This window comes from Symbiopectobacterium sp. RP (genome assembly GCF_050472005.1).
Lineage (GTDB): Bacteria > Pseudomonadota > Gammaproteobacteria > Enterobacterales > Enterobacteriaceae > Symbiopectobacterium.
Genome location: NZ_JBGOGS010000001.1, coordinates 2,593,500 through 2,619,553 on the forward strand (window position 1 = coordinate 2,593,500; position 26,054 = coordinate 2,619,553).

General features: G+C 48.9%; 21 protein-coding genes and 12 pseudogenes. 16 read left to right on the forward strand and 17 right to left on the reverse strand.

Annotated elements, in window-relative coordinates:
- Window positions 1-5: 5 nt before the first annotated feature.
- Window positions 6-1,245: pseudogene (locus tag ACD630_RS17255) on the reverse strand (IS256 family transposase).
- 300 nt (window positions 1,246-1,545) lie between these two features.
- On the reverse strand, window positions 1,546-2,139 hold the full coding sequence (locus ACD630_RS17260) for an IS630 transposase-related protein (RefSeq protein WP_430359783.1): 594 nt from the start codon (window positions 2,137-2,139) through the stop codon (window positions 1,546-1,548).
- A gap of 457 nt (window positions 2,140-2,596) precedes the next feature.
- Here ACD630_RS17260 and ACD630_RS17265 point away from each other — a divergent pair, with 457 nt between their 5' ends.
- The 5 genes and pseudogenes from ACD630_RS17265 to ACD630_RS17285 form a co-directional block, all read left to right on the forward strand.
- Complete coding sequence (locus ACD630_RS17265; protein WP_430359784.1) at window positions 2,597-3,523, forward strand: metal ABC transporter substrate-binding protein; 927 nt, start codon at window positions 2,597-2,599, stop codon at window positions 3,521-3,523.
- Entirely contained in the window at window positions 3,520-4,401 is an 882-nt protein-coding gene (locus ACD630_RS17270; protein WP_430359785.1) for a manganese/iron ABC transporter ATP-binding protein, read from the forward strand. Before ACD630_RS17265 ends, ACD630_RS17270 begins: the two co-directional genes overlap by 4 nt.
- A gap of 5 nt (window positions 4,402-4,406) precedes the next feature.
- On the forward strand, window positions 4,407-5,270 hold the full coding sequence (locus ACD630_RS17275) for a metal ABC transporter permease (RefSeq protein ID WP_430359786.1): 864 nt from the start codon (window positions 4,407-4,409) through the stop codon (window positions 5,268-5,270).
- A complete protein-coding gene (locus ACD630_RS17280) occupies window positions 5,267-6,121 on the forward strand; it encodes a metal ABC transporter permease (RefSeq protein ID WP_430359787.1) in 855 nt (284 codons plus the stop codon). Before ACD630_RS17275 ends, ACD630_RS17280 begins: the two co-directional genes overlap by 4 nt.
- A 165-nt stretch (window positions 6,122-6,286) precedes the next feature.
- Window positions 6,287-6,700, forward strand: a pseudogene (locus ACD630_RS17285) (fructosamine kinase family protein); the annotation flags it as partial.
- Between the two features lie 15 nt (window positions 6,701-6,715).
- Here the strand turns inward: ACD630_RS17285 and ACD630_RS17290 are convergent.
- The 4 genes from ACD630_RS17290 to ACD630_RS17305 form a co-directional block, all read right to left on the reverse strand.
- A complete protein-coding gene (locus ACD630_RS17290) occupies window positions 6,716-6,946 on the reverse strand; it encodes a hypothetical protein (RefSeq protein WP_430359788.1) in 231 nt (76 codons plus the stop codon).
- Window positions 6,947-7,205: 259 nt separating this feature from the next.
- Window positions 7,206-8,246 (reverse strand): IS481 family transposase, encoded by a 1,041-nt coding sequence (locus ACD630_RS17295; protein WP_430359789.1) that lies wholly within the window; start codon window positions 8,244-8,246, stop codon window positions 7,206-7,208.
- 84 nt (window positions 8,247-8,330) lie between these two features.
- A complete protein-coding gene (locus ACD630_RS17300) occupies window positions 8,331-8,504 on the reverse strand; it encodes a hypothetical protein (RefSeq protein ID WP_430359790.1) in 174 nt (57 codons plus the stop codon).
- A 135-nt stretch (window positions 8,505-8,639) separates the two neighbouring features.
- Window positions 8,640-9,170: a hypothetical protein gene (locus ACD630_RS17305; RefSeq protein WP_430359791.1), complete on the reverse strand. Its 531-nt coding sequence runs from the start codon at window positions 9,168-9,170 to the stop codon at window positions 8,640-8,642.
- 59 nt (window positions 9,171-9,229) lie between these two features.
- Here ACD630_RS17305 and ACD630_RS17310 point away from each other — a divergent pair, with 59 nt between their 5' ends.
- The 3 genes and pseudogenes from ACD630_RS17310 to ACD630_RS17320 form a co-directional block, all read left to right on the forward strand.
- Window positions 9,230-9,700, forward strand: coding sequence for an IS630 transposase-related protein (locus ACD630_RS17310; RefSeq protein WP_430359792.1), 471 nt, complete (start codon window positions 9,230-9,232; stop codon window positions 9,698-9,700).
- Window positions 9,622-10,047: pseudogene (locus ACD630_RS17315) on the forward strand (transposase). Before ACD630_RS17310 ends, ACD630_RS17315 begins: the two are co-directional and overlap by 79 nt.
- Window positions 10,048-10,065: 18 nt before the next feature.
- Window positions 10,066-10,266 (forward strand): annotated as a pseudogene (locus ACD630_RS17320) (IS256 family transposase); the annotation flags it as partial.
- Window positions 10,267-10,367: 101 nt separating this feature from the next.
- Here the strand turns inward: ACD630_RS17320 and ftnA are convergent.
- Window positions 10,368-10,874: a non-heme ferritin gene (ftnA, locus tag ACD630_RS17325; protein WP_430359793.1), complete on the reverse strand. Its 507-nt coding sequence runs from the start codon at window positions 10,872-10,874 to the stop codon at window positions 10,368-10,370.
- A gap of 542 nt (window positions 10,875-11,416) precedes the next feature.
- Here ftnA and ACD630_RS17330 point away from each other — a divergent pair.
- Window positions 11,417-11,647 (forward strand): DNA polymerase III subunit theta, encoded by a 231-nt coding sequence (locus tag ACD630_RS17330; RefSeq protein ID WP_252318670.1) that lies wholly within the window; start codon window positions 11,417-11,419, stop codon window positions 11,645-11,647.
- 374 nt (window positions 11,648-12,021) lie between these two features.
- On the opposite strand, the pseudogene ACD630_RS17335 reads toward ACD630_RS17330, so the two are convergent.
- Window positions 12,022-13,888: pseudogene (locus ACD630_RS17335) on the reverse strand (S9 family peptidase).
- Between the two features lie 75 nt (window positions 13,889-13,963).
- Between ACD630_RS17335 and ACD630_RS17340 the strand changes: the two are divergent.
- Window positions 13,964-14,192: pseudogene (locus tag ACD630_RS17340) on the forward strand (helix-turn-helix domain-containing protein); the annotation flags it as partial.
- Here ACD630_RS17340 and ACD630_RS17345 read toward each other — a convergent pair.
- Window positions 14,182-15,036, reverse strand: a pseudogene (locus ACD630_RS17345) (glucose-6-phosphate dehydrogenase); the annotation flags it as partial. The pseudogenes ACD630_RS17340 and ACD630_RS17345 overlap by 11 nt on opposite strands.
- Before the next feature lie 365 nt (window positions 15,037-15,401).
- On the opposite strand from ACD630_RS17345, the gene ACD630_RS17350 reads away from it, so the two are divergent.
- Window positions 15,402-16,280 carry a MurR/RpiR family transcriptional regulator gene (locus tag ACD630_RS17350; protein WP_430358583.1) on the forward strand — a complete coding sequence of 293 codons (879 nt, stop codon included), beginning with the start codon at window positions 15,402-15,404 and terminating at the stop codon, window positions 16,278-16,280.
- Window positions 16,281-16,566: 286 nt separating this feature from the next.
- Entirely contained in the window at window positions 16,567-18,009 is a 1,443-nt protein-coding gene (gene pyk / locus ACD630_RS17355) for a pyruvate kinase (protein WP_430359940.1), read from the forward strand.
- Between the two features lie 184 nt (window positions 18,010-18,193).
- On the opposite strand, the gene ACD630_RS17360 is transcribed toward pyk, so the two are convergent.
- The 5 genes and pseudogenes from ACD630_RS17360 to ACD630_RS17380 form a co-directional block, all read right to left on the reverse strand.
- Window positions 18,194-19,507: a hypothetical protein gene (locus ACD630_RS17360; RefSeq protein ID WP_430359794.1), complete on the reverse strand. Its 1,314-nt coding sequence runs from the start codon at window positions 19,505-19,507 to the stop codon at window positions 18,194-18,196.
- Window positions 19,508-19,690: 183 nt separating this feature from the next.
- A complete protein-coding gene (locus ACD630_RS17365; RefSeq protein ID WP_430359795.1) occupies window positions 19,691-19,981 on the reverse strand; it encodes a transposase in 291 nt (96 codons plus the stop codon).
- Window positions 19,978-20,982: pseudogene (locus tag ACD630_RS17370) on the reverse strand (IS630 family transposase). The gene ACD630_RS17365 and the pseudogene ACD630_RS17370 overlap by 4 nt, the downstream one beginning before the upstream one ends.
- A 33-nt stretch (window positions 20,983-21,015) precedes the next feature.
- Entirely contained in the window at window positions 21,016-21,309 is a 294-nt protein-coding gene (locus tag ACD630_RS17375; RefSeq protein WP_430360118.1) for a transposase, read from the reverse strand.
- Window positions 21,283-21,480: pseudogene (locus tag ACD630_RS17380) on the reverse strand (IS630 transposase-related protein); the annotation flags it as partial. The pseudogene ACD630_RS17380 and the gene ACD630_RS17375, both read right to left, overlap by 27 nt.
- A gap of 110 nt (window positions 21,481-21,590) precedes the next feature.
- Here ACD630_RS17380 and ACD630_RS17385 point away from each other — a divergent pair.
- A pseudogene (locus ACD630_RS17385) lies at window positions 21,591-22,843 on the forward strand (IS256 family transposase); the annotation flags it as partial.
- Here ACD630_RS17385 and ACD630_RS17390 read toward each other — a convergent pair.
- Window positions 22,843-22,983 (reverse strand): hypothetical protein, encoded by a 141-nt coding sequence (locus ACD630_RS17390; RefSeq protein ID WP_430359796.1) that lies wholly within the window; start codon window positions 22,981-22,983, stop codon window positions 22,843-22,845. The pseudogene ACD630_RS17385 and the gene ACD630_RS17390 overlap by 1 nt on opposite strands.
- A 31-nt stretch (window positions 22,984-23,014) precedes the next feature.
- Between ACD630_RS17390 and ACD630_RS17395 the strand changes: the two are divergent.
- The 3 genes and pseudogenes from ACD630_RS17395 to ACD630_RS17405 all read left to right on the forward strand — a co-directional run.
- Window positions 23,015-23,644, forward strand: a pseudogene (locus tag ACD630_RS17395) (MFS transporter); the annotation flags it as partial.
- Entirely contained in the window at window positions 23,634-23,765 is a 132-nt protein-coding gene (locus tag ACD630_RS17400) for a hypothetical protein (RefSeq protein WP_430359797.1), read from the forward strand. The pseudogene ACD630_RS17395 and the gene ACD630_RS17400, both read left to right, overlap by 11 nt.
- Window positions 23,766-23,888: 123 nt before the next feature.
- Window positions 23,889-24,455, forward strand: coding sequence for a lipoprotein (locus tag ACD630_RS17405; protein ID WP_430359798.1), 567 nt, complete (start codon window positions 23,889-23,891; stop codon window positions 24,453-24,455).
- 40 nt (window positions 24,456-24,495) lie between these two features.
- Here ACD630_RS17405 and ACD630_RS17410 read toward each other — a convergent pair.
- A pseudogene (locus tag ACD630_RS17410) lies at window positions 24,496-25,077 on the reverse strand (TorD/DmsD family molecular chaperone).
- 48 nt (window positions 25,078-25,125) lie between these two features.
- A complete protein-coding gene (locus ACD630_RS17415; RefSeq protein WP_430359799.1) occupies window positions 25,126-25,863 on the reverse strand; it encodes a phosphatase in 738 nt (245 codons plus the stop codon).
- Window positions 25,864-26,054: the final 191 nt, after the last annotated feature.

Below are 26,054 nucleotides of genomic sequence, written 5' to 3' on the forward strand. Positions count from 1 at the left end.
CGACATTATTTTGATAACAGCCAGCTATGATTTTTTTGCCGCATATCAGGGTATCTGTTGTAATCATTTTTAAGTCGGTTAGCTATAAAGCGACTCATTGCCATACGCCAGTCCTGTAAGGGCATCGTCCATTTCTGTGATGCCGCCTAGATTGCCAGCCATACTGCCTTCTTCACCGAGTTATCAGTCGGGAACACCTTGCGTTTCTTGATTGCATGCCGGAGCACGCTGTTCAGTGATTCTATAGCGTTCGTCGTGTAGATTACCTTGCGAAGTTCCTGCGGGTACGAGAAGAATGTCGACAGGTTGGCCCAGTTTGACTGCCAGCTCCGGCTTATCTGCGGATAGCGGTGATCCCATGTCCCACCGAACGTCTCCAGCGCCTGAAGCGCGGCCTCTTCGGTTGGAGCCTGATACACTGACTGCTTTGAGGTCGCGTGTTACCGCCTTATAGTCCTTCCAGGCAACGAAGCGCAGACTGTTGCGCACCATGTGCACGATGCACAGCTGGATGCGGGCTTCCGGGTAGACCGTGTTGATGGCATCCGGGAACCCTTTCAGGCCGTCCACACAGGCAATGAGGATGTCGGTCAGGCCACGGTTTTTCAGTTCTGTCAGCACGTTCAGCCAGAACTTTGCACCTTCATTTTCGGCCAGCCACATCCCCAGTAGCTCTTTCTGGCCTTCGATATTGATACCCAGCGCCAGGAACACAGACTTATTGATAACGCGGCTGTCCTGCCGGACTTTCAGAACGATACAGTCAAGGTAAACAATGGGATAAACCGCATCCAGGGGGCGATTTTGCCATTCAACAACCTGCTCCATAACGGCATCGGTGACCTTCGATACCAGGGCGGGTGAGACATCCGCGTCATACAGCTCTTTGAACGCAGCGGCAATTTCGCGGGTGGTCATCCCTTTGGCATACAACGATAAAATCTGGTTATCCATCCCGGTGAGCAGGGTCTGGTTCTTCTTCACCACTTGCGGTTCAAAGGAAGCATTACGATCACGTGGTGTACGCAGTTCCAGCGGACCATCGCCGGTGGTAACAGTCTTTGTGGAGTAGCCATTGCACGTGTTAGTTCCAGATTTGGACTGGTGCTTCTCATGCCCGAAGTGATGGGTCATTTCAGCATTAAGGGCAGCTTCAACGCAGATCTTTTTCAGCAGGTGATCAAACTGGTTGAGAGCGTCAGGGGTTTTGAGATTTTTGGCCAGCTCCTTAGCCAGAGCATGTATAGCTAAACGACTTAATTTTGATTACATTATTTAAATGAGCTATTCAATTGATTTTAGAGGTAAAGTGATATCTACACGGGAAGAAGAAGGGTTGAGTATCCGAGAAACAGCGAAGCAATTTCGGATTGGCCCTGCCTATGTATAGCCAACCGACTTAAAAATGATTACAGCCAATGCCCTGATATGTGGCAAAAAAATACAGATAATTGTTATCAAAATAATGTCGCTTGGCTATAACTGTTTTTCGTCCATAAAGTAACCTGCTTTTGATGTTGGATTGAACATATCAAAATCAGGCAATTACACAATCTCGTGTACAGCCTCAACATCGCTGTTAATATTGATATCAAATAATCCGATAGCAAACAGCGTTGTGCCTAATAAAGCGCCGATAACATTTGTTCTTCCCTTGGCTCCCCCGTTCTTCAGCCCAAAACACCGTTGACCTTTTGGGGAATAGCCGTGAGCCCGTGGGGTATCGTGTGGAAAACCACTTTCATCAATAAAAACAATAGGTTTTCCTTCTTTTTCATACTGTTGTATTTTTTGTTGAAATGCTTGCCGGGCGCTTTCGTCGGCTTTCGGATGACATAGCGTTTTTTTATAGGTCAATCCCAGCTTTTTAAGAGCTTGCCAAATGGCCTTCTGACAAACGCCAAAACGCTCTGCACGTTCTTTTTGGTAAGCATCTGGATATGGTTCAACATCTTTTATCAACTCGGATTTATCGATCTTTCGCTGACGCGTGGTCGATGCTTTTGACGCTATTTGATTAATCCAACGCGATACAGAGGCAGGGCCAATCCGAAATTGCTTTGCTGTTTCTCGGATACTCAACCCTTCTTCTTCCCGTGTAGATATCACTTTACCTCTAAAATCAATTGAATAGCTCATTTAAATAATGTAATCAAAATTAAGTCGTTTAGCTATAACGCCAGTACGACCAAGAGAATGATGCTGGCCATCTTCCAGCACCTTTCTGATTTTGCTTCCATTGCGAATACCCTCCCAACATCGCATACTTCCATTGCACACTTTTTGTGTATATCGGCCGATCAACAATTTTTTTTATGCATGTTGTGCTGTCAGAGGACATTTAGCGTCCAACGAAAAAACACCATAAACACAGCAGCAACAGTTAGACTTCATTCATTACGTTAAGTAAGATTTTTTAACCATAATTACGATTTTACAACAAGGCAACATTCAGGATATGCAAGGATCACTTAAAAGCACACGGCAGGGGATAAACACAGGCTGTCAGCGTCGCAGTTATCGCAAAAGACGCTTGACTTAAATGCTATTGAGAATTATTTTCACCTAATAATTAACCATCGCGACTTGTAAGGATATGTCTATGCGTTTCTTTCAGGCCTTCACCCCTTCTCGAATTGTAAATCTTACCCTGTCTCTGGCGCTCTTCGCCGCATTCACTCTCGCTTCACCAGCGAATGCCAAAGACAAACTCAAGGTGGTAACCACCTTTACCATTATTCAGGATATCGCGCAGAACATCGCGGGAGAGGCGGCTATCGTTGAGTCGATTACCAAGCCGGGCGCAGAGATCCATGACTACCAACCCACACCGCGGGATATCGTTAAGGCGCAATCCGCTGATCTTATCTTGTGGAACGGTTTGAATCTGGAGCGTTGGTTTAGTCGCTTCTTTGAAAATATTAAAGATGTCTCGGCGGTTACGGTGACGGAAGGGATAACACCACTGCCTATCCGTGAAGGGGCCTATAACGGCAACCCGAACCCACATGCCTGGATGTCCCCCAGCAACGCCTTAATTTATGTCGAGAACATTCGTAAGGGGCTGGTGCAATACGATCCGGATAGCGCAGAGATCTATAACCGTAATGCTAAAGCCTATGCGGAAAAAATCACCGCACTGGATGCCCCCCTGCGTGAACGTTTGGCAAGGATTCCAGAAGCGCAGCGGTGGCTCGTCACCAGCGAAGGGGCCTTTAGTTACCTCACCACCGATTATCAATTCAACGAAGTTTATCTGTGGCCTATCAATGCTGATGAGCAGGGTTCTCCCCAGCAGGTACGCCGCGTGATCGATACCGTGCGTGAAAAACACATCCCGGTGGTGTTTAGTGAAAGCACTATTTCTGATAAACCGGCTAAGCAGGTCAGTAAAGAAACCGGCGCGAAATATGGCGGCGTGTTGTATGTTGACTCATTGTCTAATGAAAAGGGTCCGGTTCCCACCTACCTAGATCTGCTGCAAACCACGGTGAACACCATCGCCGAAGGATTTAATCAATGAGTCGTACACCAGAATTAGCCCTCACCGTCGACGATGTTTCTGTGACGTACAGCAATGGCCACCAGGCGATTCGAAACGCGTCATTTTCACTGAGCGGTAACACAATCTGCGCTCTGGTCGGGGTCAACGGCAGCGGTAAATCCACCCTATTCAAAAGCGTCATGGGGCTGGTGAAACCCTCTTCAGGCCAGGTCCGTCTTAACGGTGAAGCTATCAGTGAGGCGTTGAAAAAAAATCTCATCGCCTATGTGCCGCAAACGGAAGAGGTTGACTGGAATTTTCCCGTGCTGGTTTCCGATGTGGTGATGATGGGGCTCTACGGCAAAATGAATTTTTTGCGCATCCCGTGCCAGCAAGATCGTGACGTGATAAACGATGCCATGGCCCGTGTCGGCATGAGTGCGCTGAGTCAACGCCAAATCGGTGAACTCTCCGGCGGTCAAAAAAAACGGGTTTTCCTGGCACGGGCGCTGGCGCAACAAGGCTGTGTGCTCCTGTTGGATGAACCCTTTACCGGCGTTGATGTGAAAACCGAAAACGCCATTATCGATCTGCTGCGCACCTTGCGCGACGAGGGGCATTTGATTTTGGTAGCAACCCACAACCTCGGCAGCGTACCTGAATTTTGCGACAGTGTGATTCTGGTCAACCGCAGCGTGCTGGCTGCCGGGCCCACTGCGACCACCTTCACTCAGAGTAATCTGGAGAAAACCTTTGGCGGCGTACTGCGCCATATTAATCTCGGTGGCGATCACCTGCATGACGACGACGATGCCCGAACCGTCACCGTATTGACCGATGACGAACGCCCTGCCGTCTTCTATGGTTTAACCCCCAGCGACACACCGGCATTCCGCTCCCGGCCAGAGGATAACTAACGTAGATGTTTGAACTTTTGTTGCAACCGTTCCATTACAACTACATGGTGAAGGCGATTTGGGTGAGTGCCATCGTAGGCGGTGTCTGTGCCTTTCTTTCCGCTTACCTGATGCTCAAAGGCTGGTCACTGATGGGCGATGCCCTCTCCCACTCAGTGGTGCCCGGCGTCGCGGGAGCCTACGCACTGGGGTTGCCCTATGCAGCAGGCGCTTTTTTTACCGGAATGCTGGCCGCCTTGGCAATGACGCTCATCCGTCACATCACACGTTTGCGCGAAGATGCCATTATTGGCTTTATCTTTTCCACTTTTTTTGCCGCCGGGTTGCTCATCATCTCCCTTAACCCCACCTCGGTTAATGTACAGTCGATTATTTTTGGCAATATCCTCGGTATTGCCGATGAGGACGTGCTTCAGGTCGAAATTATCATCGGCATCACTTTCATCATCATGTGCGTGCTGTGGAAAGATCTGTTGGCGGTGTTTTTTGATGAGAACCACGCCCGTTCCATCGGTTTATCGCCATTGAAACTCAAAATCCTGTTTTTTACCCTGCTCAGCGCCTGCACTGTCGCCGCGCTGCAAACCGTAGGCGCCATTTTGGTGATTGCTATGGTGATCACGCCGGGGGCTACCGCTTACCTGTTAACCGACCGTTTTGGCAGACTAATTATTATTGCCATTGGACTCGGTGCTATCAGCAGCGCGTTAGGCGCCTATCTCAGTTTTTATCTTGATGGCGCAACGGGCGGAGTGATTGTCACGTTGCAAACGCTGATTTTCCTGCTGGCGTTTCTGTTTGCCCCGAAACATGGCTTGCTGGCAACACGGTGCGCGCGCCACCGTGCGACAGAAGGAGATCTGTCATGAGCCAGCTGTTTGATTGGATTCTGGAGCCGCTTGCCTATTCGTTCATGCAACGTGCACTGCTGGCCGTCGTCGTCACGGGTGTCGTGTGTGCGGTGCTATCTTGCTATCTGGTGCTTAAAGGCTGGTCCTTAATGGGAGATGCCATCTCCCATGCCGTACTGCCCGGCATTGTTGTGGCATTTTTGCTCGGTATTCCCTTTGCGGTGGGCGCATTTGCTTCTGGCGTGCTGTGCGCGCTTGCCACCGGTTATCTGAAAGAGCATAGCCGTGTCAAAGAAGACACCGTGATGGGTATCGTTTTCTCTGGCATGTTCGCCCTCGGGCTGGTTATGTTTGCTCGGGTAGATTCCGACCAACATCTGTCGCATATTCTTTTTGGTAATGTGTTAGGGATCACCGCACAGGAGTTGACGCAAATCCTGCTGATTGCTGGTGTTACGTTGGTGATTGTCATGCTCAAGCGCCGTGACCTGATGCTGTATTGCTTTGATCCGCACCATGCCCGCGTGATTGGCCTGCCAGTCAAATGGCTCCACTACGGCCTGCTTTGCCTGCTGGCGATGACGATCGTGGCCTCGCTGCAAGCCGTTGGGGTAATTTTGGTCATCGCCATGCTTATCGCCCCCGGTATCGTCGCGTTTATGGTGTGTAAAACCTTCGATGGTATGCTGATCGTCGCCACCTGCGTGTCGGTGTTTTCCTGCGTTACCGGTACGCTGATCAGTTTTTATCTGGATGGTGCCACGGGGCCCTGTATTGTGTTGGTGCAAGCGCTGTTCTTCGCCCTAGCCTTGACCATTCATCAGGTTCGTACCCGACGTCAGCGTACCGCGCGGACTGTGTTGTCTTGAGACGATAGCGCGTTTTTTAGCCCGCTGCTGACGATTCAGGCTATACTACTCTAGGTTTCAGACACAGCGGCGATTGCCCATGCTGTGCGACAGCTTCAGGTTTACTGATAAGGAATACGCTAAGGTAACAATCTCTACGTAACATCATCAACGGGGGGTGGCGCTATGTGGCAAGCAATCGGCAAGCTATTGGATGAACATCTTGGAACCGCTGATATCTTCGAGTACCAGGCGTGTGAAGCTGGCGAGATGCACACCGTCTGGCAGGTCAAATACGGGGAGTATGGGGTTTTCGTAAAGAACGATATCCGTGAGATGTTGCCCAAATTCACCGCTGAAGCCGATCAGCTTGCGCTGCTGGCACGCAGTCGTACCGTGCGTGTTCCTGCTGTATATGGCGTTGGCAGTTCGCGGGACCACAGCTTTCTGCTGATGGAATACCTCGCCCCCAAACCGCTGGATGCTCACAGTGCTTGGTGCCTCGGCGAGCAACTGGCACATCTGCATCAGTGGAGCGATCAGCCTCAGTTTGGTTTGGATTTTGACAATGACCTCTCAACCACGCCACAGCCTAATAGCATAGGTATCTACACATCATAAAGGGTTAAAAACCACCATAGCGAAGTGGGCAAGTTCTTCCGGGGTATAGTCTGCTAATAACGTCAAGGTATTTAGCAGGATGGATAGTCCGGAAAGCAGCGCTGGGGCGCTTTCTTTACGCCCTCGTTTTTGTTGTCGTCCGGATAATCGGCAAATTAACTGACGGGCTGCCGCATTGTCGTCTCCTTCAGCGCGTTGCAGCCGCCATACCAGCACACATGCCATGCTAGCTATCAATAACCTGCGTAGCAGTGCACCAGCACTGCGCTGAAGGCATTTTTCTACATCATGACCGGCACCTTTCAGCAGCTTAAAAAAGGATTCAATACCCCAGCGCCAGTAATACCAGCGAGCGACTTCCGCGCTGGTGATCTCGTTGCTAACGTTTGTGAGCAGCGTCCAGCGTCCGATAAATTTACCGTAAGTTGTACTAGCTCAGACCTGATCTGACAGTTACCGATTATTTATACAGGTGTCTATCAGATTACATCTGCTTCAGATTCTTTTCTGCCCAGCTCCGTTTTCCATCGAGTAAAGTGGCCATCGGCGTACGCCCGCAGCACATTTTTCCCTGATGAGTTCGCTCATTATTGTAATGCAGCAACCAGTTGTCCAGATCTACCTGCAGGCTTTCCAGGTCTCCATATAACTTCTTGCGGAACGTAACCTGATAAAAATCCTGCAAAATGGTTTTATGGAAGCGCTCGCAGATGCCGTTCGTCTGCGGAGACATCGCCTTCGTTTTCGTATGCTCGATATCGTTGATAGCCAGATAAAGCTGATAATCATGCTGCTCCACTTTACCACAGTACTCCGTACCCCTGTCGGTCAGTATTCTCAGCACCGGCAGTCCCTGAACCTCGTAGAACGGGAGTACGCGATCATTGAGCAGGTCGGCGGCGGTGAGCGGTGTTTTATTCGTATACAGCTTGCAGTGCGCCACTTTCGAGTACGTATCCACGAACGTCTGCTGGTAGATACGGCCCACCCCCTTCAGATTGCCCACGTAGAAGGTGTCCTGCGAGCCCAGATACCCGGGATGTGCCGTCTCGATTTCACCGCAGGCCTCATCATCGTGCGCCTTCTTCTCCAGGGCTGCGATTTGAGCGTCGGTAAGGACAATGCCTTCTCTGGCGATCTTTTCCTCAAGCGCCTTCAGGCGTTTACGGAAGTTCTCCAGGTCGTGTCGTTGCCAGATGGAGCGCACGCCGCTGCCGGAGATAAACACGCCTTTTTTACGCAGCTCATTACAGGTCCGGTGCTGCCCATGGGGCGGGAACTCAATAGCATAATCAACAACCGCGCGTTCAGTGGCTTCGTCGGCGCGGTTCTTCAGGTTCGGAACCCGGCGGTTCTGGTTAACCAGCGCATCAATGCCGCCTTCAGCAGCCAGTTCCTGATAACGGTAAAATGCATCGCGTGACACGCCCATACTCTTGCAGGCTTTTGATACGTTACCGAGTTCTTCGGCGAGATTGAGCAGGCCGGCTTTGTGTTTGATAATGGGATTGTTAGTATGAAGCATGAGAGTTACCTCGCGTTTTGTTTAAGGATTAGACACCCATATCAAAACCGGTAACTCTCAACCTTTCAAGGTCCAGTGTCAGATCTAGTCGCGACTAATACAGATAAATTTACCGTGAGTATCGGTAAGGCGAACCACAACTAATCTGAGTGTCAGAGCTACGCCTGGCTGAACTTTCACTCGCCGTCCGGTGTTCTTGTCTTTCCGCTTCGCTTTTGCTGTTCGCGTTATGATCACGGATGTTTCCCCAATCTCCATATTGGCTTTTTTCCCTTTCCAGCCAACCTGTCCGTTTGCGATAAATGGCAGATCGTCTGCAATTTCACCAATTCTACGGGTGTCACCGCCCCACTCGGCCCGATGCCCTTCCTTTCCCCGGATAAGCCAACATATTCACTGGGAGCTTAATGTGCGCATATGCCCGATAGAGTCACCTTCACGGTCAATGAGATGAACTAACTTCTTCTCGGTATCAAGAAACTCAACGCGGGCGATATCAGCCGTCAAAGCATCCATATGAGTCAGACTCTCAGACAAGCCCTCGGTTAGCGTTGAACAACAACCCGCCCTATCGGTTAGAGTTTGAGACAGGGGCGCTATTGCTAAACCATTTGCAGCATCAAGCAGTAGGCTGGTTTGTAGTTCATAACCGACGTCGCCACCATGCGTCATTTTCAAACGTTCTTCTTTCCCATTGTGGGTACGAAACTGTAAATGAGACCAGTCGTGAACGACGGGAGCGTATGGATGCGGGCTAAGTGCAACCTGCCGGAGAGCCAGCGAAATAATCGGTTCATTGAGCTGACTGAAGCTAATACGTTCATTATTAAAAAAACGCCAAACGGCCTGAGTAGTGGCGAATGTTGTTTTCTGCGCGCAGGCAAGGTCTTTAACGGCTGACGCCAATGGTGCTGCGGGAGTCATGTGTTGCTTAACCAGACGCTGATATAGCTAAACGACTTAATTTTGATTACATTATTTAAATGAGCTATTCAATTGATTTTAGACGTAAAGTGATATCTACACGGGAAGAAGAAGGGTTGAGTATCCGAGAAACAGCGAAGCAATTTCGGATTGGCCCTGCCTCTGTATCGCGTTGGATTAATCAAATAGCGTCAAAAGCATCGACCACGCGTCAGCGAAAGATCGATAAATCCAAGTTGATAAAAGATGTTGAACCATATCCAGATGCTTACCAAAAAGAACGTGCAGAGCATTTTGGCGTTTGTCAGAAGGCCATTTGGCAAGCTCTTAAAAAGCTGGGATTGACCTATAAAAAAAAACTCTATGTCATCCGAAAGCCGACGAAAGTGCCCGGCAAGCATTTCAACAAAAAATACAACAGTATGAAAAAGAAGGAAAACCTATTGTTTTTATTGATGAAAGTAGTTTTCCACACGATACCCCACGGACTCACGGCTATTCCCCAAAAGGTCAACGGTGTTTTGGCCTGAAGAACGGGGGAGCCAAGGGAAGAACAAATGTTATCGGCGCTTTATTAGGCACAACGCTGTTTGCTATCGGATTATTTGATATCAATATTAACAGCGATGTTTTCTATTCCTGAGTCACACAAGTCCTTATCCCAGTACTCCCTAAAAACAGGGTAATCGTGATGGACAATGCAACTTTTCACAAAAAACATAATATTCAACAAGTCATCATCGATGCAGGGTATATGGTGGAGTATTTGCCTACATATTCGCCAGATCTTAACCCCATTGAGCATAAATGGGCACAAGCAAAAAAAAGAGAGAGTGATTGCGATACAGAGATTTTGTTCTCAGTCCATATGGTGTAATCAAAATTAAGTCGCTTGGCTATAGAATCACTGAACAGCGTGATCCTGCATGCAATCAAGAAACGCAAGCTGTTCCCGACTGATGACTCGGTGAAGAAGGTCGTGTGGCTGGCAATCCAGGCGGCATCGCAGAAATGGACGATGCTCTTACAAGACTGGCGTATGGCAATGAGTCGCTTTATTATCGAGTTCGGTGACCGCCTTGACGGTCACTTCTGAGGAAAGGCATTTACACAAAATCTTAAACAGGCTCAGGCAATTTCGGCGTATGTTAATACACATTCCCTTCAGGCTAAGCCTGAAGGGAATGTGATAAAGCATTACTGTTGAGTCGGTGCGCTCGTCATTTTCTTCAGGTCTTGATCGATAAAGAACAGCCCCCCTTGCGCGGTATTCACCAATGCCAACTTGTCGAGAATGGATTTAAACAATTTCTCTTCTTCATGTTGCTCAGCAACATACCATTGTAAAAAGTTGAACGTTGAATAATCCTGCTGCGTTACTGCTGCATGAGCCAGCTCATTGATTTTTCGCGTAATTAATTGCTCATGCTCATAGGTTTGTTCAAACACGTCAGCCAGAGAGGCGAAATCAACCGGCGGTGCGGCGATGGCTCCCAGTATTGGCATGCTGCCGGTATCATCTAAATAATTGAATAGGCGTTGCATATGCTCCATCTCTTCTTGAGAATGTGTCTTCAGGAATGCTGACGCACCTTCAAACCCTTTATCACCACACCATGCGCTCATTTGCAGGTATATATTAGCAGAATAGAATTCTAGGTTTAGCTGATCGTTTAATTGTTGAATCATCTCTTTTTTAAGCATCTTTCATTCCCTCTGATTGCCAAGTGAGTCAATTTTTTCCCATTATGCCTTGCTGTTAAAAAATAAAAAACATCTTATTATCAATGTAATTAACATAAAAAATAAATCATTATTAATCATCAATATAAATAATTGATAACGATTTTCAATTTCATTAAATGGTTATTTAACACATCTATTTGAGAATGATTTTTATTTCAACGTACTTCAGGATATTTATAAAAACCGCCACGTCTATTTAATAATATAAAGAATAATCATTCTTTTTTTAGCATCAGGTCGACTTTGTTGAATAAACATATTTTATGCTGCACCCCCGGTGAAACGACAGATCCTCGCAACGCAAAATCATGCAGTTAGGCCTCATAAGAAAACTGTAAACCTGAGGTGACAAGCATTTTCTACCAAAACTGGCTTGGCAAAACAGCATGACTCACTATTATTCAACAAAGCCCATCAGGTCATGAAGCAATACCCGCGTGTGCCCGCCAGGCAAAAAATGCTATCATGCACACTCACTGGCGGCCCTGAGGATAAGAACAATGGCGTATAATCTGGCTAACCTTCCTGCGCAAGAGATGGACAAAGTGAATGTTGATCTCGCAGCCTCTGGCGTGGCGTTCAAGGAACGGTACAACATGCCAGTCATTCCAGAAGTGGTTGAAAGAGAGCAACCGGAGCATCTGCGTGACTATTTTCGTGAACGCATCGCGTTCTACCGCCAACGTTCGTTGCAGTTCTCCCGCCTCCCCTACGAACCCAAGGCAAAATAGCTTGGAATCTGCTGTCCAAAACACTTTTTTCGCTTGCATGTTATAGCCAAGCGACATTATTTTGATAACAATTAGCTGTATTTTTTGCCACATATCAGGGCATTGGCTGTAATCATTTTTAAGTCGGTTGGCTATATGCTCAACAGGCAGTTAATGGTAGGGCAAACCACCTTTTACCGAGAGAGGCAAATCAAATGAGTAAAGGTATGGACAGCAAAAAAAACAGCAAGAAAAAACCGTTGAAAACCGCAGCAGAAAAACGAGCGGATAAACGGTCCAAACGCGCTCAGCGAACCGATACGGTGAGTTGATGCTTTAGTGCGCTGAACGGGTAATCCCGCTCAGCGGGATTACTCCAGTCGCTACCTTGTATCTTATTTCTCTTCGACCATCAGCAAAAATGCGTATTCCAGCGCAATGTCTTCGTATTGTTTGAATCGCCACGATTTTCTCCCGTGCCCGGCGTCAATATCGGTTAACAACAGCAACAGGTTGTCGTCAGTTTTCAGCTCACGCAATTTGGCCACCCATTTGGCGGGTTCCCAATATTGAACTTGCGAGTCATGCAGCCCTGTAGTAATCAACAGATGCGGGTAGACTTGAGCGCTGACATTGTCGTAAGGGCTGTAGTTTTTGATGTAGTCATAATAACGTTCCTCCCCAGGATTTCCCTAGTCGTCAAAGAAATTGACTCATCAAGCATGGTGGTCAGCACATCGACAAACGGCACCTGCGCCACCAATGCGCGGGAGATATCAATAAAATCAGTAAAGGAGTGCATCTTATTGAGCAAGCGTCCGTCGTCATACCACTGCTGCCCTAACTCCCCGCCACCGCGAATGTGGGTCAACGTAAAGACAAACCCTCGGTCGAGCAGAGTAAGGCGACTCACGCTAAAATCCGGCTCCATACTGCTACCGTAGGCACCGTAGCCATACACCAGTAACGGATTATTACCGGGCTGCTAGCAGTCACGGCGATACACCAGCGACACCGGTACTTCAACGCCATCGCACACGGTGATCCACAGGCGTTCGCTGCAATAATCCGAGGCGGAGAAGTGTTTGACCTCCGCCTGCTTGAGCAGGCTCTGTTCACCGCTATCCAGATTAATCTCGTACAGCGAGGTTGGCGTGGTCATGGACGAATAACCAAAACGCAGCAACGACGTTTCAGGCGTAGGATTGTAAGCGAGCCAAGTAACGTAGCTGGGATCGTTAAAGCTGATGTTCTTTTCGGCACCGGTCTACCAATGCACCTGACGCAGCGAGGTTAAGCCCTTCTCCCGTTCTTTCAGTACCAGCCAATCGCGGAACAGCTCAAAGCTTTCCAGCACGCGACTGCTATGCTGCGCGATGAGCGTTTCCAACGCGGACTCATCCCAGCCGACAGTGCGATACAGGCCGAAGTTTTTGCCCTCACGGTTCGAGCGCAGATAGGCAGATAGAACGCACCCTGATAGTGATCCACGCCATACTCATGATCTTTGCGGTGCGGAATAAACACCTGAGGCACGGCGTCACTATCGTGCGCATCCAGCAAGCGAACTTCCGTACTGCTGGTACTGCTTAGAAAGATAACGATATACGCTTCAGAGGTAGTTTCATCCAGACTGACATAATAGGTATCATCATGCTCTTCATAGACTAACCGATCTTGGCTGACATCATCACCGAGGCTGTGCATGAATACCTGAAAGGGAAGTAGCGTCTGCGGGTGCTTACGCACGTAGTAAATCACGGAGGCATCAACATTCCACTGCATGTTCGCCGAGACGTGTTCAATGACGTCCGGTAACCACTCCCCGCTCTCGAGGTTGTCATACTGCCGGCGAGAAATTTTATCCTCTGCCAGCGCCGGCAATCGGTTGTCCGGACTGACGGACAGTGCCCCCAGATGATAGAACTCGCTGTCTGCGGCACGTTCATTCTCATCCAGCAGCAGTTGCCACTGTTCCGTTTCCGATGCAGGCTGCCGCACATAGCACTCGTATTCTTTACCCGATTCATAGCGTGTCTGATAGCGATAGCCACGTTTAACATAAGGCACCGACGCATCCTGCGCGGGGATCCTCGCGACCATCTCCTGATACAGCGTTTCTTTCACTGCATCGCAGGGTTGCATATGCGAAACGCAATATGCGTTTTCTGCTTGCAGATACGACAATACGGCCGGATCTTCCCGCGCATCATCACGTAGCCAGTAGTAATTATCTGTATTAGTCGCGACTAGATCTGACACTGGACCTTGAAAGGTTGAGAGTTACCAGTTTTGATATGGGTGTCTAATCCTTAAACAAAACGCGAGGTAACTCTCATGCTTCATACTAACAATCCCATTATCAAACACAAAGCCGGCCTGCTCAATCTCGCCGAAGAACTCGGTAACGTATCAAAAGCCTGCAAGAGCATGGGCGTGTCACGCGATACATTTTACCGTTATCAGGAACTGGCTGCTGAAGGCGGCATTGATGTGCTGGTTAACCAGAACCGCCGGGTTCCGAACCTGAAGAACCGCGCCGACGAAGCCACTGAACGCACCGTGGTTTCATGCACGTTGGAACGATCGATGCGGCGCAGTGAACGCAACACTTTCACTTTTTCGTCACGAATCCGGTCGGTGCTCAGATCCGACGGCGGGGACATGGCGATCATGGTCAAGATCTGCAACAGATGGTTCTGGATCATGTCGCGCATCTGCCCAGCATGCTCGAAATAGCCCCAACGCCCCTCAATGCCTACCTCCTCCGCTACGGTGATCTGCACGTGGTCAATGGTGCGGTGATCCCAGTTGGCAGAGAACAGCGAGTTGGCAAAACGCAGCGCCAGTAGGTTGAGTACCGTCTCTTTACCCAGATAATGGTCGATGCGGTACACCTGACACTCGTCGAAATATTCGGCTACCTGATTGTTGATCTCGCGAGAAGAAGCCAGATCGGAGCCCAGCGGTTTTTCCATCACCACGCGCGACGGCGACTTGTTAAGCCCCGCTTCACCTAACCCGCGACAAATTGCGCCGAAAGTGCTGGGCGGCATGGCGAAATAGTTGATGGTGGTACGGTTCTTTTGATCGAGCATTTTGCTCAGACGTTTGAAACCGGCAGTATCCTGTACATCGAGATTGCAAAAATCCAGCCGACCGCTCAGCGTTTGCCACAGTCCGTCATCGATAGGCTCCTTCATGAAGGTGTCTAATGCTTCGCGGACTACGCTGACATATTTTTCCTTATCCCACTCTGCTCGTCCCACGCCGATGACGCGCGTGTCCGGGTGAATGTGACCGGCTTTTTCCAATTGATACAGAGACGGCAGCAATTTTCGGCGCGCCAAATCGCCTTTCGCACCGAAAATAACCAGATCACACGCCTGGGCTGTTGAAGTTACCGCCATGTTCATCTCCTCGTTGCAGGATGTTGTAATTTTATTACAGCAATAATGTACTCTTTTTGACTAGGACCCGTAAACCCGTCAATAAACATCATTAAGTTTCATAATGTGCATCACGTAATGATGAAAAAATCCACTGTATGAATAACTGAAACGGTTTAGGCGTTCCTCCAAAAGAGAAATTTTCTGTCTTTTCTGACAGTCGGTTACTTTTTTGAAAGTTAGACACACGTCATGTTCTCAGAAAAAAATGCGCAGCCTTACGCAGTTTTCCCTGCCAACCCGACATAGGGCGTAGTATATTCCCATGAATTCTGCATCGGTTTCCCTCTGGTTGAAATCGATAAAATCGCACATGGTCTCATTATATGAACATGCTGGACAAAATTCTGAGCCACCTTGAGCTCCTCAGCAAATCAGAACGAAAAGTGGCAGAGGTTATTTTGGCTGCACCACATACCGCCATCCACTCCAGTATTGCCACACTGGCTGGTATGGCGGAGGTCAGTGAGCCCACCGTCAACCGCTTCTGCCGCCGTTTGGAAACCAAAGGTTTTCCCGATTTCAAACTTCATTTGGCGCAAAGCATTGCCAATGGCACGCCGTATGTTAACCGTAACGTCGATGAAGATGACAGCGTCGATTCCTATACCAGCAAAATTTTTGAATCTACCATGGCAGGGCTGGAGCACGCCAAATCGAATCTGGATATCACCGCGCTCAATCGTGCCGTCGATCTGCTGACACAGGCCAAGAAAATCTCGTTTTTCGGCTTTGGTGCATCTGCCGCCGTGGCGCACGATGCGATGAATAAATTCTTCCGCTTTAATATTCCTGTCGTTTACTTTGATGACATTGTCATGCAGCGCATGAGTTGCATGAGCTCCTGCGATGGGGACGTTGTGGTGTTGATCTCCCATACCGGCAGGACCAAAAGTCTGGTTGAACTGGCTCAGTTAGCACGGGAAAACGATGCAACGGTTATCGCCATCACGTCAGACGCCAGTCCCCTTGCCCACGAGGCGTCTTTGACGCTGCGCGTCGATGTGCCGGAGGACACGGATGTTTATATGCCCATGGTGTCCCGTATCGCGCAGTTAACGCTGATTGACGTATTGGCAACCGGCTTTACGCTGCGTCGCGGTGCCAAATTCAGGGATAACCTTAAACGCGTCAAGGAAGCCTTACGGGAGTCGCGCTTTGACAAAAGCGATCGTTTTGGGGGTTCCTACGGTAACGAGCACTAAGCACTTGTTTTACAATTTTGTGTTTATATAAACAGGTGTTTTTATTAAAATATTATTTTTGTTAGCACAATGCGTTTGTATTTAACGAGTTACCCGACACGATAACCATAACAAGGGGAAGGGTTGGCTATCCTTAAGGAATAATGGCTGCTATACATGACCATTGCCCGGTACAGCCACCCGAAATTAACCACGGATGCGGGCCGTGTTTGCATTTTATCTGATGCGAGAGCGCGGTTCGGCACTACTCACTTCACTATTGCTTCACAAGTCAACGGAGTTATACATGTCCAGACGGCTCAGAAGAACCAAAATCGTCACTACGCTGGGGCCAGCTACCGACCGCGACAATAATCTGGAAAAGGTCATTGCCGCAGGCGCTAACGTAGTCCGCCTGAATTTTTCGCACGGTACGCCTGAAGATCACCAGCTGCGTGCGGACAAAGTGCGTGAAATCGCAGCAAAATTGGGCCGCCATGTGGCAATTCTGGGCGACCTCCAGGGGCCAAAAATTCGCGTTTCAACCTTCAAGGAAGGCAAAGTCTTCCTGAACGTTGGCGACAAATTCCTGCTGGACGCCAACCTGGGCAAAGGTGAAGGCGATAAAGAAAAAGTGGGCATCGACTACAAAGGCTTGCCAGCCGATGTGGTGCCAGGTGACATCTTGTTGCTTGACGATGGTCGCGTACAGTTGAAAGTATTGCGTGTAGACGGCATGAAGGTGTTTACCGAAGTGACCGTTGGCGGCCCTCTGTCCAATAATAAAGGGATTAACAAGCTCGGTGGCGGTCTGTCTGCCGAAGCCTTAACCGAGAAAGATAAAGCCGATATCATTACAGCGGCCAAAATTGGCGTCGATTATCTGGCAGTATCTTTCCCTCGCTGCGGCGAAGACCTCAATTACGCACGCCGACTGGCACGCGATGCCGGCAGTCAAGCAAAGATCGTTTCCAAGGTAGAACGTGCGGAAGCCGTCGCGACAGACGAAGCCATGGATGACATCATTCTGGCCTCCGATGTGGTAATGGTGGCACGTGGCGATCTGGGGGTTGAAATTGGTGACCCGGAACTGGTCGGTATTCAGAAGAAACTGATCCGTCGTGCACGTCAGGTGAACCGTGCAGTGATCACCGCGACCCAGATGATGGAGTCTATGATCACCAACCCAATGCCGACCCGTGCTGAAGTCATGGATGTCGCCAACGCCGTGTTGGATGGCACCGATGCCGTAATGCTGTCAGCAGAAACCGCTGCCGGCCAGTACCCGGCAGAGACCGTCGCAGCGATGGCCAGCGTGTGTCTCGGCGCGGAAAAAATTCCGAGCATCAATGTCTCCAAACACCGTCTGGATGTGCAATTCGATAACATCGAAGAATCGATTGCCATGTCCACGATGTATGCTGCGAATCACCTGAAAGGCATTACCGCCATTATTGCCATGACCGAGTCTGGCCGCACCGCGCTGATGATGTCTCGTATCAGTTCCGGTTTGCCCATTTTCGCCATGTCTCGCCATGAGCATACCTTGAATCTCACGGCGCTTTACCGTGGTGTTACACCGGTACATTTTGACAGTTACACCGACGGTGTTGCCGCAGCTAACGATGCGGTTATTCGTTTGCGTGACAAAGGCTTCTTGGTGTCTGGGGATCTGGTTATCGTCACTCAAGGCGACGTCATGAGTACGGTAGGCACCACCAACACCTGCCGCATCCTGCGCGTCGAATAATCTTTTTCTACGCAAATAATAAAAGCCCCTGATTCAGGGGCTTTTATTTTAGTGACAAGCCTATCTAAAACAGCTGTTCCCGCCGACGCCCAGTCATTCCCGCGAAGGCAGGAATCTCGCACAAGGGAAACGCGTTCTTTCTGACAGAAATCCCCCGGCTTTCACCATAGATATCTACACATCATCAAGGGTTAAAAACCACCATAGCGAAGTGGGCAAGTTCTTCCGGGGTATAGTCTGCTAATAACGTCAAGGTATTTAGCAGGATGGATAGTCCGGCAAGCAGCGCTGGGGCGCTTTCTTTACGCCCTCGTTTTTGTTGTCGTCCGGATAATCGGCAAATTAACTGACGGGCTGCCGCATTGTCGTCTCCTTCAGCGCGTTGCAGCCGCCATACCAGCACACATGCCATGCTAGCTATCAATAACCTGCGTAGCAGGGCACCAGCACTGCGCTGAAGCCATTTTTCTACATCATGACCGGCACCTTTCAGCAGCTTAAAAAAGGATTCAATACCCCAGCGCCAGTAATACCAGCGAGCGACTTCCGCGCTGGTGATCTCGTTGCTAACGTTTGTGAGCAGCGTCCAGCGTCCGATAAATTTACCGTGAGTATTGGTAAGGCGAACCACAACTAATCTGAGTGTCAGAGCTACGCCTGGCTGAACTTTCACTCGCCGTCCGGTGCTCTTGTCTTTCCGCTTCGGTTTTGCTGTTCGCGTTATGATCACGGATGTTTCCCCGATCTCCATATTGGCTTTTTTCCCTTTCCAGCCAACCTGTCCGTTTGCGATAAATGGCAGATCGTCTGCAATTTCACCAATTTTACGGGTGTCACCGCCCCACTCGGCCCAATGCCCTTCCTTTCCCCGGATAAGCCAACATATTCCCTGGGAGCTTAATGTGCGCATATGCCCGATAGAGTCACCTTCACGGTCAATGAGATGAACTAACTTCTTCCCGGTATCAAGAGACTCAACGCGGGCGATATCAGCCGTCAAAGCATCCATATGAGTCAGACTCTCAGACAAGCCCTCGGTTAGCGTTGAACGACAACCCGCCCTATCGGTTAGAGTTTGAGACAGGGGCGCTATTGGTAAACCATTTGCAGCATCAACCAGTAGGCGGGTTTGTAGTTCATAACCGACGTCGCCACCATGCGTCATTTTCAAACGTTCTTCTTTCCCATTGTGGGTACGAAACTGTAAATGAGACCAGTCGTGAACGACGGGAGCGTATGGATGCGGGCTAAGTGCAACCTGCCGGAGAGCCAGCGAAATAATCGGTTCATTGAGCTGACTGAAGCTAATACGTTCATTATTAAAAAAACGCCAAACGGCCTGAGTAGTGGCGAATGTTGTTTTCTGCGCGCAGGCAAGGTCTTTAACGGCTGACGCAAATGGTGCTGCGGGAGTCATGTGTTGCTTAACCAGACGCTGATAACGCCGGTTAAGGCGGGCATCAATCCCGCCGATGGATAAGTTGAGATCATGCAGCAACGTAATAGCAGATATTGCAAAAGATGTGTAGATACCTATGGCTTTCGCCGAGGATGACGGGAGCTGGCACTCTGTTTCTTATTACTTTTTTACTGCGAACAACTGTGTTTAAAACGTTTCCCAATTTCCTTCCGCTTTGGAGGCAGGTTTTTGCGTCGCTATAGCAAAGCGACTTAATTTTGATTACACCATATGGACTGAGAACAAAATCTCTATATCGCAACCACTCTCTCTTTTTTTGCTTTTTGCTTGTGCCCATTTATGCTCAATGGGGTTAAGATCTGGCGAATATGTAGGCAAATACTCCACCATATACCCTGCATCGATGATGACTTGTTGAATATTATGTTTTTTGTGAAAAGTTGCATTGTCCATCACGATTACCCTGTTTTTAGGGAGTACTGGGATAAGGACTTGTGTGACCCAGGAATGGAAAACATCGCTGTTAATATTGATATACCCAATAAACCTCAAGATGCAGGTTTGAGCACCTGAAAACAATCGTGAATTCTGGACGTCAGCGAGTCCGCTATTTCTGGTAGCGTATTGGTGAAAAAATTGAATATTGCATCCCGAAAATCGCGGGTGTTTTCAAAATAGCGATTATTCCGTGTATGCTCATTCATCACTTTCCACAGGCGTTCTATCGCGTTCAGATTCGGACTGTAAGGCGGTAAATAGTGAAGCTCTATGTTCACGACAAAGGCCCAATCCTTATCAATTGGGTTCGGTGATAACCCGCACCGTCCAGTATTACATGGATTCTCTGTCGGTAATCAGGGTAACGTTTGCGTATCTCAATGAAAAAACGAGCAATGTTGTAGTCATTAATTGTTTTGTAATCGTGAATAACCGTACCGCCGATATCGCTCAGATTCAGCGCACCCAGTATATTCAGACGGGTTCGACTTCCCGTTGTTTTAACTGACTTTTTATGCCCTTTTCGTATCCATCCATAACTGAGCTTTGTGGCTTGTGTCGGATGAACCGCATCGATAAACAGAATCGGCTCATTGCCGGCTGTTTTCTTTAAATTCTCATAATATTCAATGAAATGCTTCTGATTTTCTTCACTGAATTTATGGGGGACGCCCGCCGGTTTTTTGTAGGAGAAACCATGACGGTGCAACCACTTGTTCATGCCGGGAATACTGAATCGGATAGCCCAGCGATGTTCGACATAAGCCACGATGTCGTGGGTATGATGGAAGAGATGTTGAGATAAGTAGCTGATTAAGAGCGCAGTCTTTTCAGCACAAAGCCGACTTGCAGACCCACCGTTTTCAGGTTTAAGTTTGCGAGTGTTGACGTAATCGTTGATATGTTGGTTTACCGTCGTTTCGTGCAGACGCAGAGCTCCAGCCTTCGGAGGCCAGCAGGACGGCTTTGATGCGATCACAAACACGCTTATCACGACTGGTGTCATGAAGGTGTTCGAGTTCGGCTTTTTGCTTGTCGGTAATAAATATCTTCATAGTGGGTGAGCATGATCTTCTTACCGCGTAAAATCAAGCATCTTCAATGATCACGGGTATATCAAATAATCCGATAGCAAACAGCGTTGTGCCTAATAAAGCGCCGATAACATTTGTTCTTCCCTTGGCTCCCCCGTTCTTCAGGCCAAAACACCGTTGACCTTTTGGGGAATAGCCGTGAGTCCGTGGGGTATCGTGTGGAAAACCACTTTCATCAATAAAAACAATAGGTTTACCTTCTTTTTCATACTGTTGTATTTTTTGTTGAAATGCTTGCCGGGCGCTTTCGTCGGCTTTCGGATGGCGTAGAGTTTTTTTATAGGTCAATCCCAGCTTTTTAAGAGCTTGCCAAATTGCCTTCTGACAAACGCCAAAACGCTCTGCACGTTCTTTTTGGTAAGCATCTGGATATTGTTCAACATCTTTTATCAACTCGGATTTATCGCTCTTTCGCTGACGCGTGGTCGATGCTTTTGACGCTATTTGATTAATCCAACGCGATACAGAGGCGAGTTATGCTCATTTCTGGTGTACGGGGTTTCGGGGAGGGTGGCGTATCCTGCTGATTGATTTCGTGGATGATTTCAACAACAGAGAGATGATACCCCATGAAAAAGTCTACCCTACAGCTCTCCGCAGAACCAGATATTGCCGGTGATCCCTTGCATGAACTCATTCGTAATGGTGCCAGGCAACTGATAGCTGCCGCCGTTGAGGTTGAGCTCGAAGCCATGCTGCAACAACATGCTGAACGCCGCCTTGACGACGGGCGTCATGTTGTCGTTCGTAACGGCTATTTGCCACCGCGAACCATACAGACGGGTATTGGGGATGTTGAAATTAAAGTGCCTAAGGTCAGAGAGCTCAGTGGCAACGGAATATGCTTCAACAGCGCGTTGTTGCCGCCTTATCTGAAACGTGCAAAAAGCGTCGAAGAGTTGCTACCATGGCTGTACCTGCGAGGCATATCCACCGGTGATTTTCACGAAGCCCTGAGGGCGCTTCTCAGTGAAAAAGCGAATGCCCTCTCTGCCAGTACCATCAGCAGACTGAAACAGCAATGGCTTGAAGAGCACAGGCAATGGTGCCTGCGTGATTTAAGCGATACGCGCTACATTTATTTCTGGGCCGATGGCATATACAGCCATGTCAGGCAAGATGATCGCCTTTGCCTGCTGGTCATTATCGGCGCCACTGAGCATGGACGTAAGGAGCTGGTTGCGGTCGAAGATGGTTATCGAGAGTCAGAAGCAAACTGGGCCGAACTTCTTAATGGCCTGCGAGCACGTGGCCTAACCGTATCTCCCAAGCTGGCTACGGGAGACGGTGCCCTTGGTTTTTGGAATGCAATGGCAAAGATATTCCCGGACACGCAGCACCAACGCTGTTGGGTGCACAAAACCGCTAATGTGTTGGCTTCACTCCCCAAAGCCATGCAACCGAAAGTTAAGGCTGAGCTGCGGGAGGTTTGGCTAGCAGAGAGCCGCGATGCCGCTAATGAAGCCTTTGATGTTTTGTTGGCAAGGTTTTCAGCGAAGTATCCTGCAGCGATGAAGAAGCTGGAGAAAGCTCGAGAAGAACTGCTGGCATTCTACGACTTCCCGTCAGAGCACTGGGCGTCAATAAGAACGACAAATCCGATTGAATCGGCTTTTGCGACTGTGAGGCTACGAAGCAGAGGCGCGAAGAACGGTGGTTCGAGAGAAACAACCCTGTCAATGGTATGGTATTTAAGCTGCTCCAGTCTGCTCAGAAAAGCTGGAACCGACTAAGAGGATTTGACCTGCTGACCCTGGTTGTAAGCAACGTCCAATTTAAGGATGGAGAACAGATTCACGAAGCATCAGAGCGGAACGTAGCCTATCGCCATACACCAGATTTGCTAATAACTCCTACAGAGGCAGGGCCAATCCGAAATTGCTTCGCTGTTTCTCGGATACTCAACCCTTCTTCTTCCCGTGTAGATATCACTTTACGTCTAAAATCAATTGAATAGCTCATTTAAATAATGTAATCAAAATTAAGTCGTTTAGCTATACTGGTGGGCATCGCTCTCGGATTACGTCAGTTTATTCAACAGGGATTAGGTGTTTTTGGCGGGGCCATTGCCGACAGGTTTGGTGCCAAACCGATGATCATCACCGGCATGTTGTTGCGCGCTGCCGGTTTTGTTTTTATGGCTATCGCCACTGAACCCTAGCTGCTTTGGCTCTCCTGTGCGCTCTCTGGCCTAGGCAGCACGCTGTTCGATCCTCCGTGCACCGCACTGGTGGTAAAGCTGGTTCGTCCGCAGGAACGTGGCCGTTTCTACTCACTACTGATGATGCAAGGCAGTGCCGGGGCGGTTATCTGTGCGCCGATTTCAGAAGGTCTGCTGCGCGTCATTACGCGATCGACGCTTTCTGATTTATGTGCTGACGCTCTGCGGTGAAATGGATGTATGCGATTGAAGCTATGCTATCGCTCAGCTTGCTCTATTCGATTGCGCGCTGGAGCGAAAAACGCTTTCGTCTGGAACAGCGTCTCATGGCAGGCCTGTTTATCATTAACGCTCAGCCTGTTTCCTATTGGCATGACAACCACGCTGCCAACGCTGCTAATGCTTATCAGCCTGTTTTACATGGGATCGATTATAGCTAAACGACTTAAAAATGATTACAGCCAATGCCCTGATATGTGGCAAAAAAATACAGCTAATTGTTATCAAAATAATGTCGCTTGGCTATAACGCTGGCGCTAACTGCCAATTTCTGCGCTTTCAGCGCTATCTGATAGCTAACTAGGGGCTAATAAGGCAGTGTATATCTTCGCCCATTAGCCCCGCAGATTTTCTGCTAAGCTCAAGGCACCCTTTCTATCGTTAAACAGCCATACTTCAGAAACACAGCACGTGCAGAGGAACATCAATGAAAAAATCAGGGATAGCCGCCATTGCCGCAGTGGCGCTGACGTTACTTGTTAGTGGCTGCGATCGGCTCACGCAATATTCTCTTAGCGAGCAAGATGTAAACCGTTATCTGCAAAAACACAATGATTTTAAAAAACAGATCGGCATTCCAGGCGTAGTCGATGCCACCATCGTGTTGAACGATCTCAGCAGCCAGATCGGACGTGCCGAACCGGGCAAAGTCACCCTGTCAGGCCATGCCAAAGTGGACATCAGTTCGTTGCTGGGTGCCCAGTCAGCGGATGTTGTGCTTACTCTGAAAGCACAACCGGTGTTTGATAAAACTAACAGCGCCATTTACCTCAAAGAAATGGAACTGCTGGATTATCAAGTGACACCAGAGAAGATGGATACCGTGTTCAAAACGCTGACGCCCTATTTAAATCAGGCATTGAAGAACTATTTTGATCAGAAACCAGCCTATGTGCTCAATGATGAAAATAGCAAAACGGAAGCCTTAGCCAAAAAACTGGCAAAAGGCATTGAGGTAAAACCGGGTCAAATTGCCATTCAGTTGACGGATTAAGCCTTTAGCAGGGCGGGTTTTCCCGCCCTGATGAACCGATTTACGCGTCTGGACTATCCTGCGCGTCCTCGTCGTCCTCTTCTTCCACCAAATCTTCTCGTAACGCCTCCAGCACCTCGCGTGTTAGCAGTGCCAGCGTGCGATAAAATGCCGTGGTGGCGTGGCTTTCGACTTTACCAAGAAACCGATCGCTCCACGGCAGCAAAAACCCGTCAAACAGGGCCAGCTGTGCGACATTTTCATCTTCCCCAGCCTGATCTTCAAGCCATGATGCAGCCAGCAGCAACGCGCCAAAATGGTCAACAGCGCCTTCTTTGAGCGGTATGCCGCGCTGTTGTAGAAAAACGCGAACCGCGTCTTCTTCCTCATCCTCGACATAGGAAGAGCGCCAAGGGGAAACCGCCCCGCCCTGTTCAATAAATAGCGCGTGATAATCGGTAGTTAATGCGCTCATATCAACACCCTGCTGCATGCGCTCCAGCAAAGCATCCTGATTAAGCGGTCAATGTGGCTTGAGTTTGCCCTGTTCAATCATCGTCAACAAAGGGGTCACCACGGCATCGTCAGGGGCCCGATTAAACAGCGTACCGAGCAGCCGGCATACCAATGAGAATTCGTTCATGTCATACCTGTTGTTATTATGGCGATTAAGTGACAACGTCACTAAAAATTACAAAGCCGCCAGTTCTGCTATCGCAGAGCGACCTCGTTGTTCCAGAAAATCTAAAACGCGGCGCGGGCTCACATTCAGTATACGCTCTTGCGGAAAATCAATTTCCTGCACAATACGTTCGCAGTGAGTAAAATCGCCCAAGGTAAATGCTATATGGGAATCAGAGCCAAGCGCGAGCCTTCCGCCCGCATCAGGTACCGCCTCAGCAATGGCGCGACAGTTGGGTCCACTGCCCTTGCGTGAATGCATAAACGAGGAATTATTCAACTCAAGTGCTACGTCATAGTGCGCTGCGGTTTGAGCCACGGCGGCAATATCAATCGGATATTTGGGGTTGCCTGGATGACTGATGATATGTACATTGCCACTGGCCATGGTAGCAATCAGCGCCTCGGTGTGAGTAACAAGATCCTGCAGTGGCAACACCGGTTCATGAAAGCCGGCAATGACCACGTCCATTTGCTCCAGCATGATCCCGGTGCAGTCAATGTCACCCTGACGATTTTTGATATTGGATTCAATACCACGCAGGATGGCAACACCATCCACCAATCGCGGCCACACGCGCATATTCATAAAGTGCCAATAGTGCGGCGCATCTGCCATGTCTGGACCATGATCGGTGATGGCAAACAGGCGGATGTTTTTCCGTTTAGCCTCTGTGATATAATCATGCAGGGTGCTATAGGCGTGGGTACTGGCGACAGTATGCATATGTAAATCGACGGGATACATGGTCTCTCCTAGCTAGGCATTTCACCGCCAGCATACCATTTCTCACTGACACTGGCAGCCTGCGCTGCAGCCATAACGAAAATTTAACACATTGATAGCGCCCTATTTAAACCAGAATAGGTCAGTAAATCAGCAAATTGCATTAAGTTTAACTAAACGCGCATTTTGTTGCATAAACTCATTGACGCTGC

Bases quoted from the DNA above. Each gene is read 5' to 3' on its own strand.
- ACD630_RS17260 (WP_430359783.1), bottom strand. From the start codon at position 2,139: ATGAGCTATTCAATTGATTTTAGAGGTAAAGTGATATCTACACGGGAA.
- ACD630_RS17265 (WP_430359784.1), top strand. From the start codon at position 2,597: ATGTCTATGCGTTTCTTTCAGGCCTTCACCCCTTCTCGAATTGTAAAT.
- ACD630_RS17270 (WP_430359785.1), top strand. From the start codon at position 3,520: ATGAGTCGTACACCAGAATTAGCCCTCACCGTCGACGATGTTTCTGTG.
- ACD630_RS17275 (WP_430359786.1), top strand. From the start codon at position 4,407: ATGTTTGAACTTTTGTTGCAACCGTTCCATTACAACTACATGGTGAAG.
- ACD630_RS17280 (WP_430359787.1), top strand. From the start codon at position 5,267: ATGAGCCAGCTGTTTGATTGGATTCTGGAGCCGCTTGCCTATTCGTTC.
- ACD630_RS17290 (WP_430359788.1), bottom strand. From the start codon at position 6,946: ATGGCATGTGTGCTGGTATGGCGGCTGCAACGCGCTGAAGGAGACGAC.
- ACD630_RS17295 (WP_430359789.1), bottom strand. From the start codon at position 8,246: ATGCTTCATACTAACAATCCCATTATCAAACACAAAGCCGGCCTGCTC.
- ACD630_RS17300 (WP_430359790.1), bottom strand. From the start codon at position 8,504: ATGGAGATTGGGGAAACATCCGTGATCATAACGCGAACAGCAAAAGCG.
- ACD630_RS17305 (WP_430359791.1), bottom strand. From the start codon at position 9,170: ATGACTCCCGCAGCACCATTGGCGTCAGCCGTTAAAGACCTTGCCTGC.
- ACD630_RS17310 (WP_430359792.1), top strand. From the start codon at position 9,230: ATGAGCTATTCAATTGATTTTAGACGTAAAGTGATATCTACACGGGAA.
- ftnA (WP_430359793.1), bottom strand. From the start codon at position 10,874: ATGCTTAAAAAAGAGATGATTCAACAATTAAACGATCAGCTAAACCTA.
- ACD630_RS17330 (WP_252318670.1), top strand. From the start codon at position 11,417: ATGGCGTATAATCTGGCTAACCTTCCTGCGCAAGAGATGGACAAAGTG.
- ACD630_RS17350 (WP_430358583.1), top strand. From the start codon at position 15,402: ATGAACATGCTGGACAAAATTCTGAGCCACCTTGAGCTCCTCAGCAAA.
- pyk (WP_430359940.1), top strand. From the start codon at position 16,567: ATGTCCAGACGGCTCAGAAGAACCAAAATCGTCACTACGCTGGGGCCA.
- ACD630_RS17390 (WP_430359796.1), bottom strand. From the start codon at position 22,983: ATGAGCTATTCAATTGATTTTAGACGTAAAGTGATATCTACACGGGAA.
- ACD630_RS17400 (WP_430359797.1), top strand. From the start codon at position 23,634: ATGATTACAGCCAATGCCCTGATATGTGGCAAAAAAATACAGCTAATT.
- ACD630_RS17405 (WP_430359798.1), top strand. From the start codon at position 23,889: ATGAAAAAATCAGGGATAGCCGCCATTGCCGCAGTGGCGCTGACGTTA.
- ACD630_RS17415 (WP_430359799.1), bottom strand. From the start codon at position 25,863: ATGTATCCCGTCGATTTACATATGCATACTGTCGCCAGTACCCACGCC.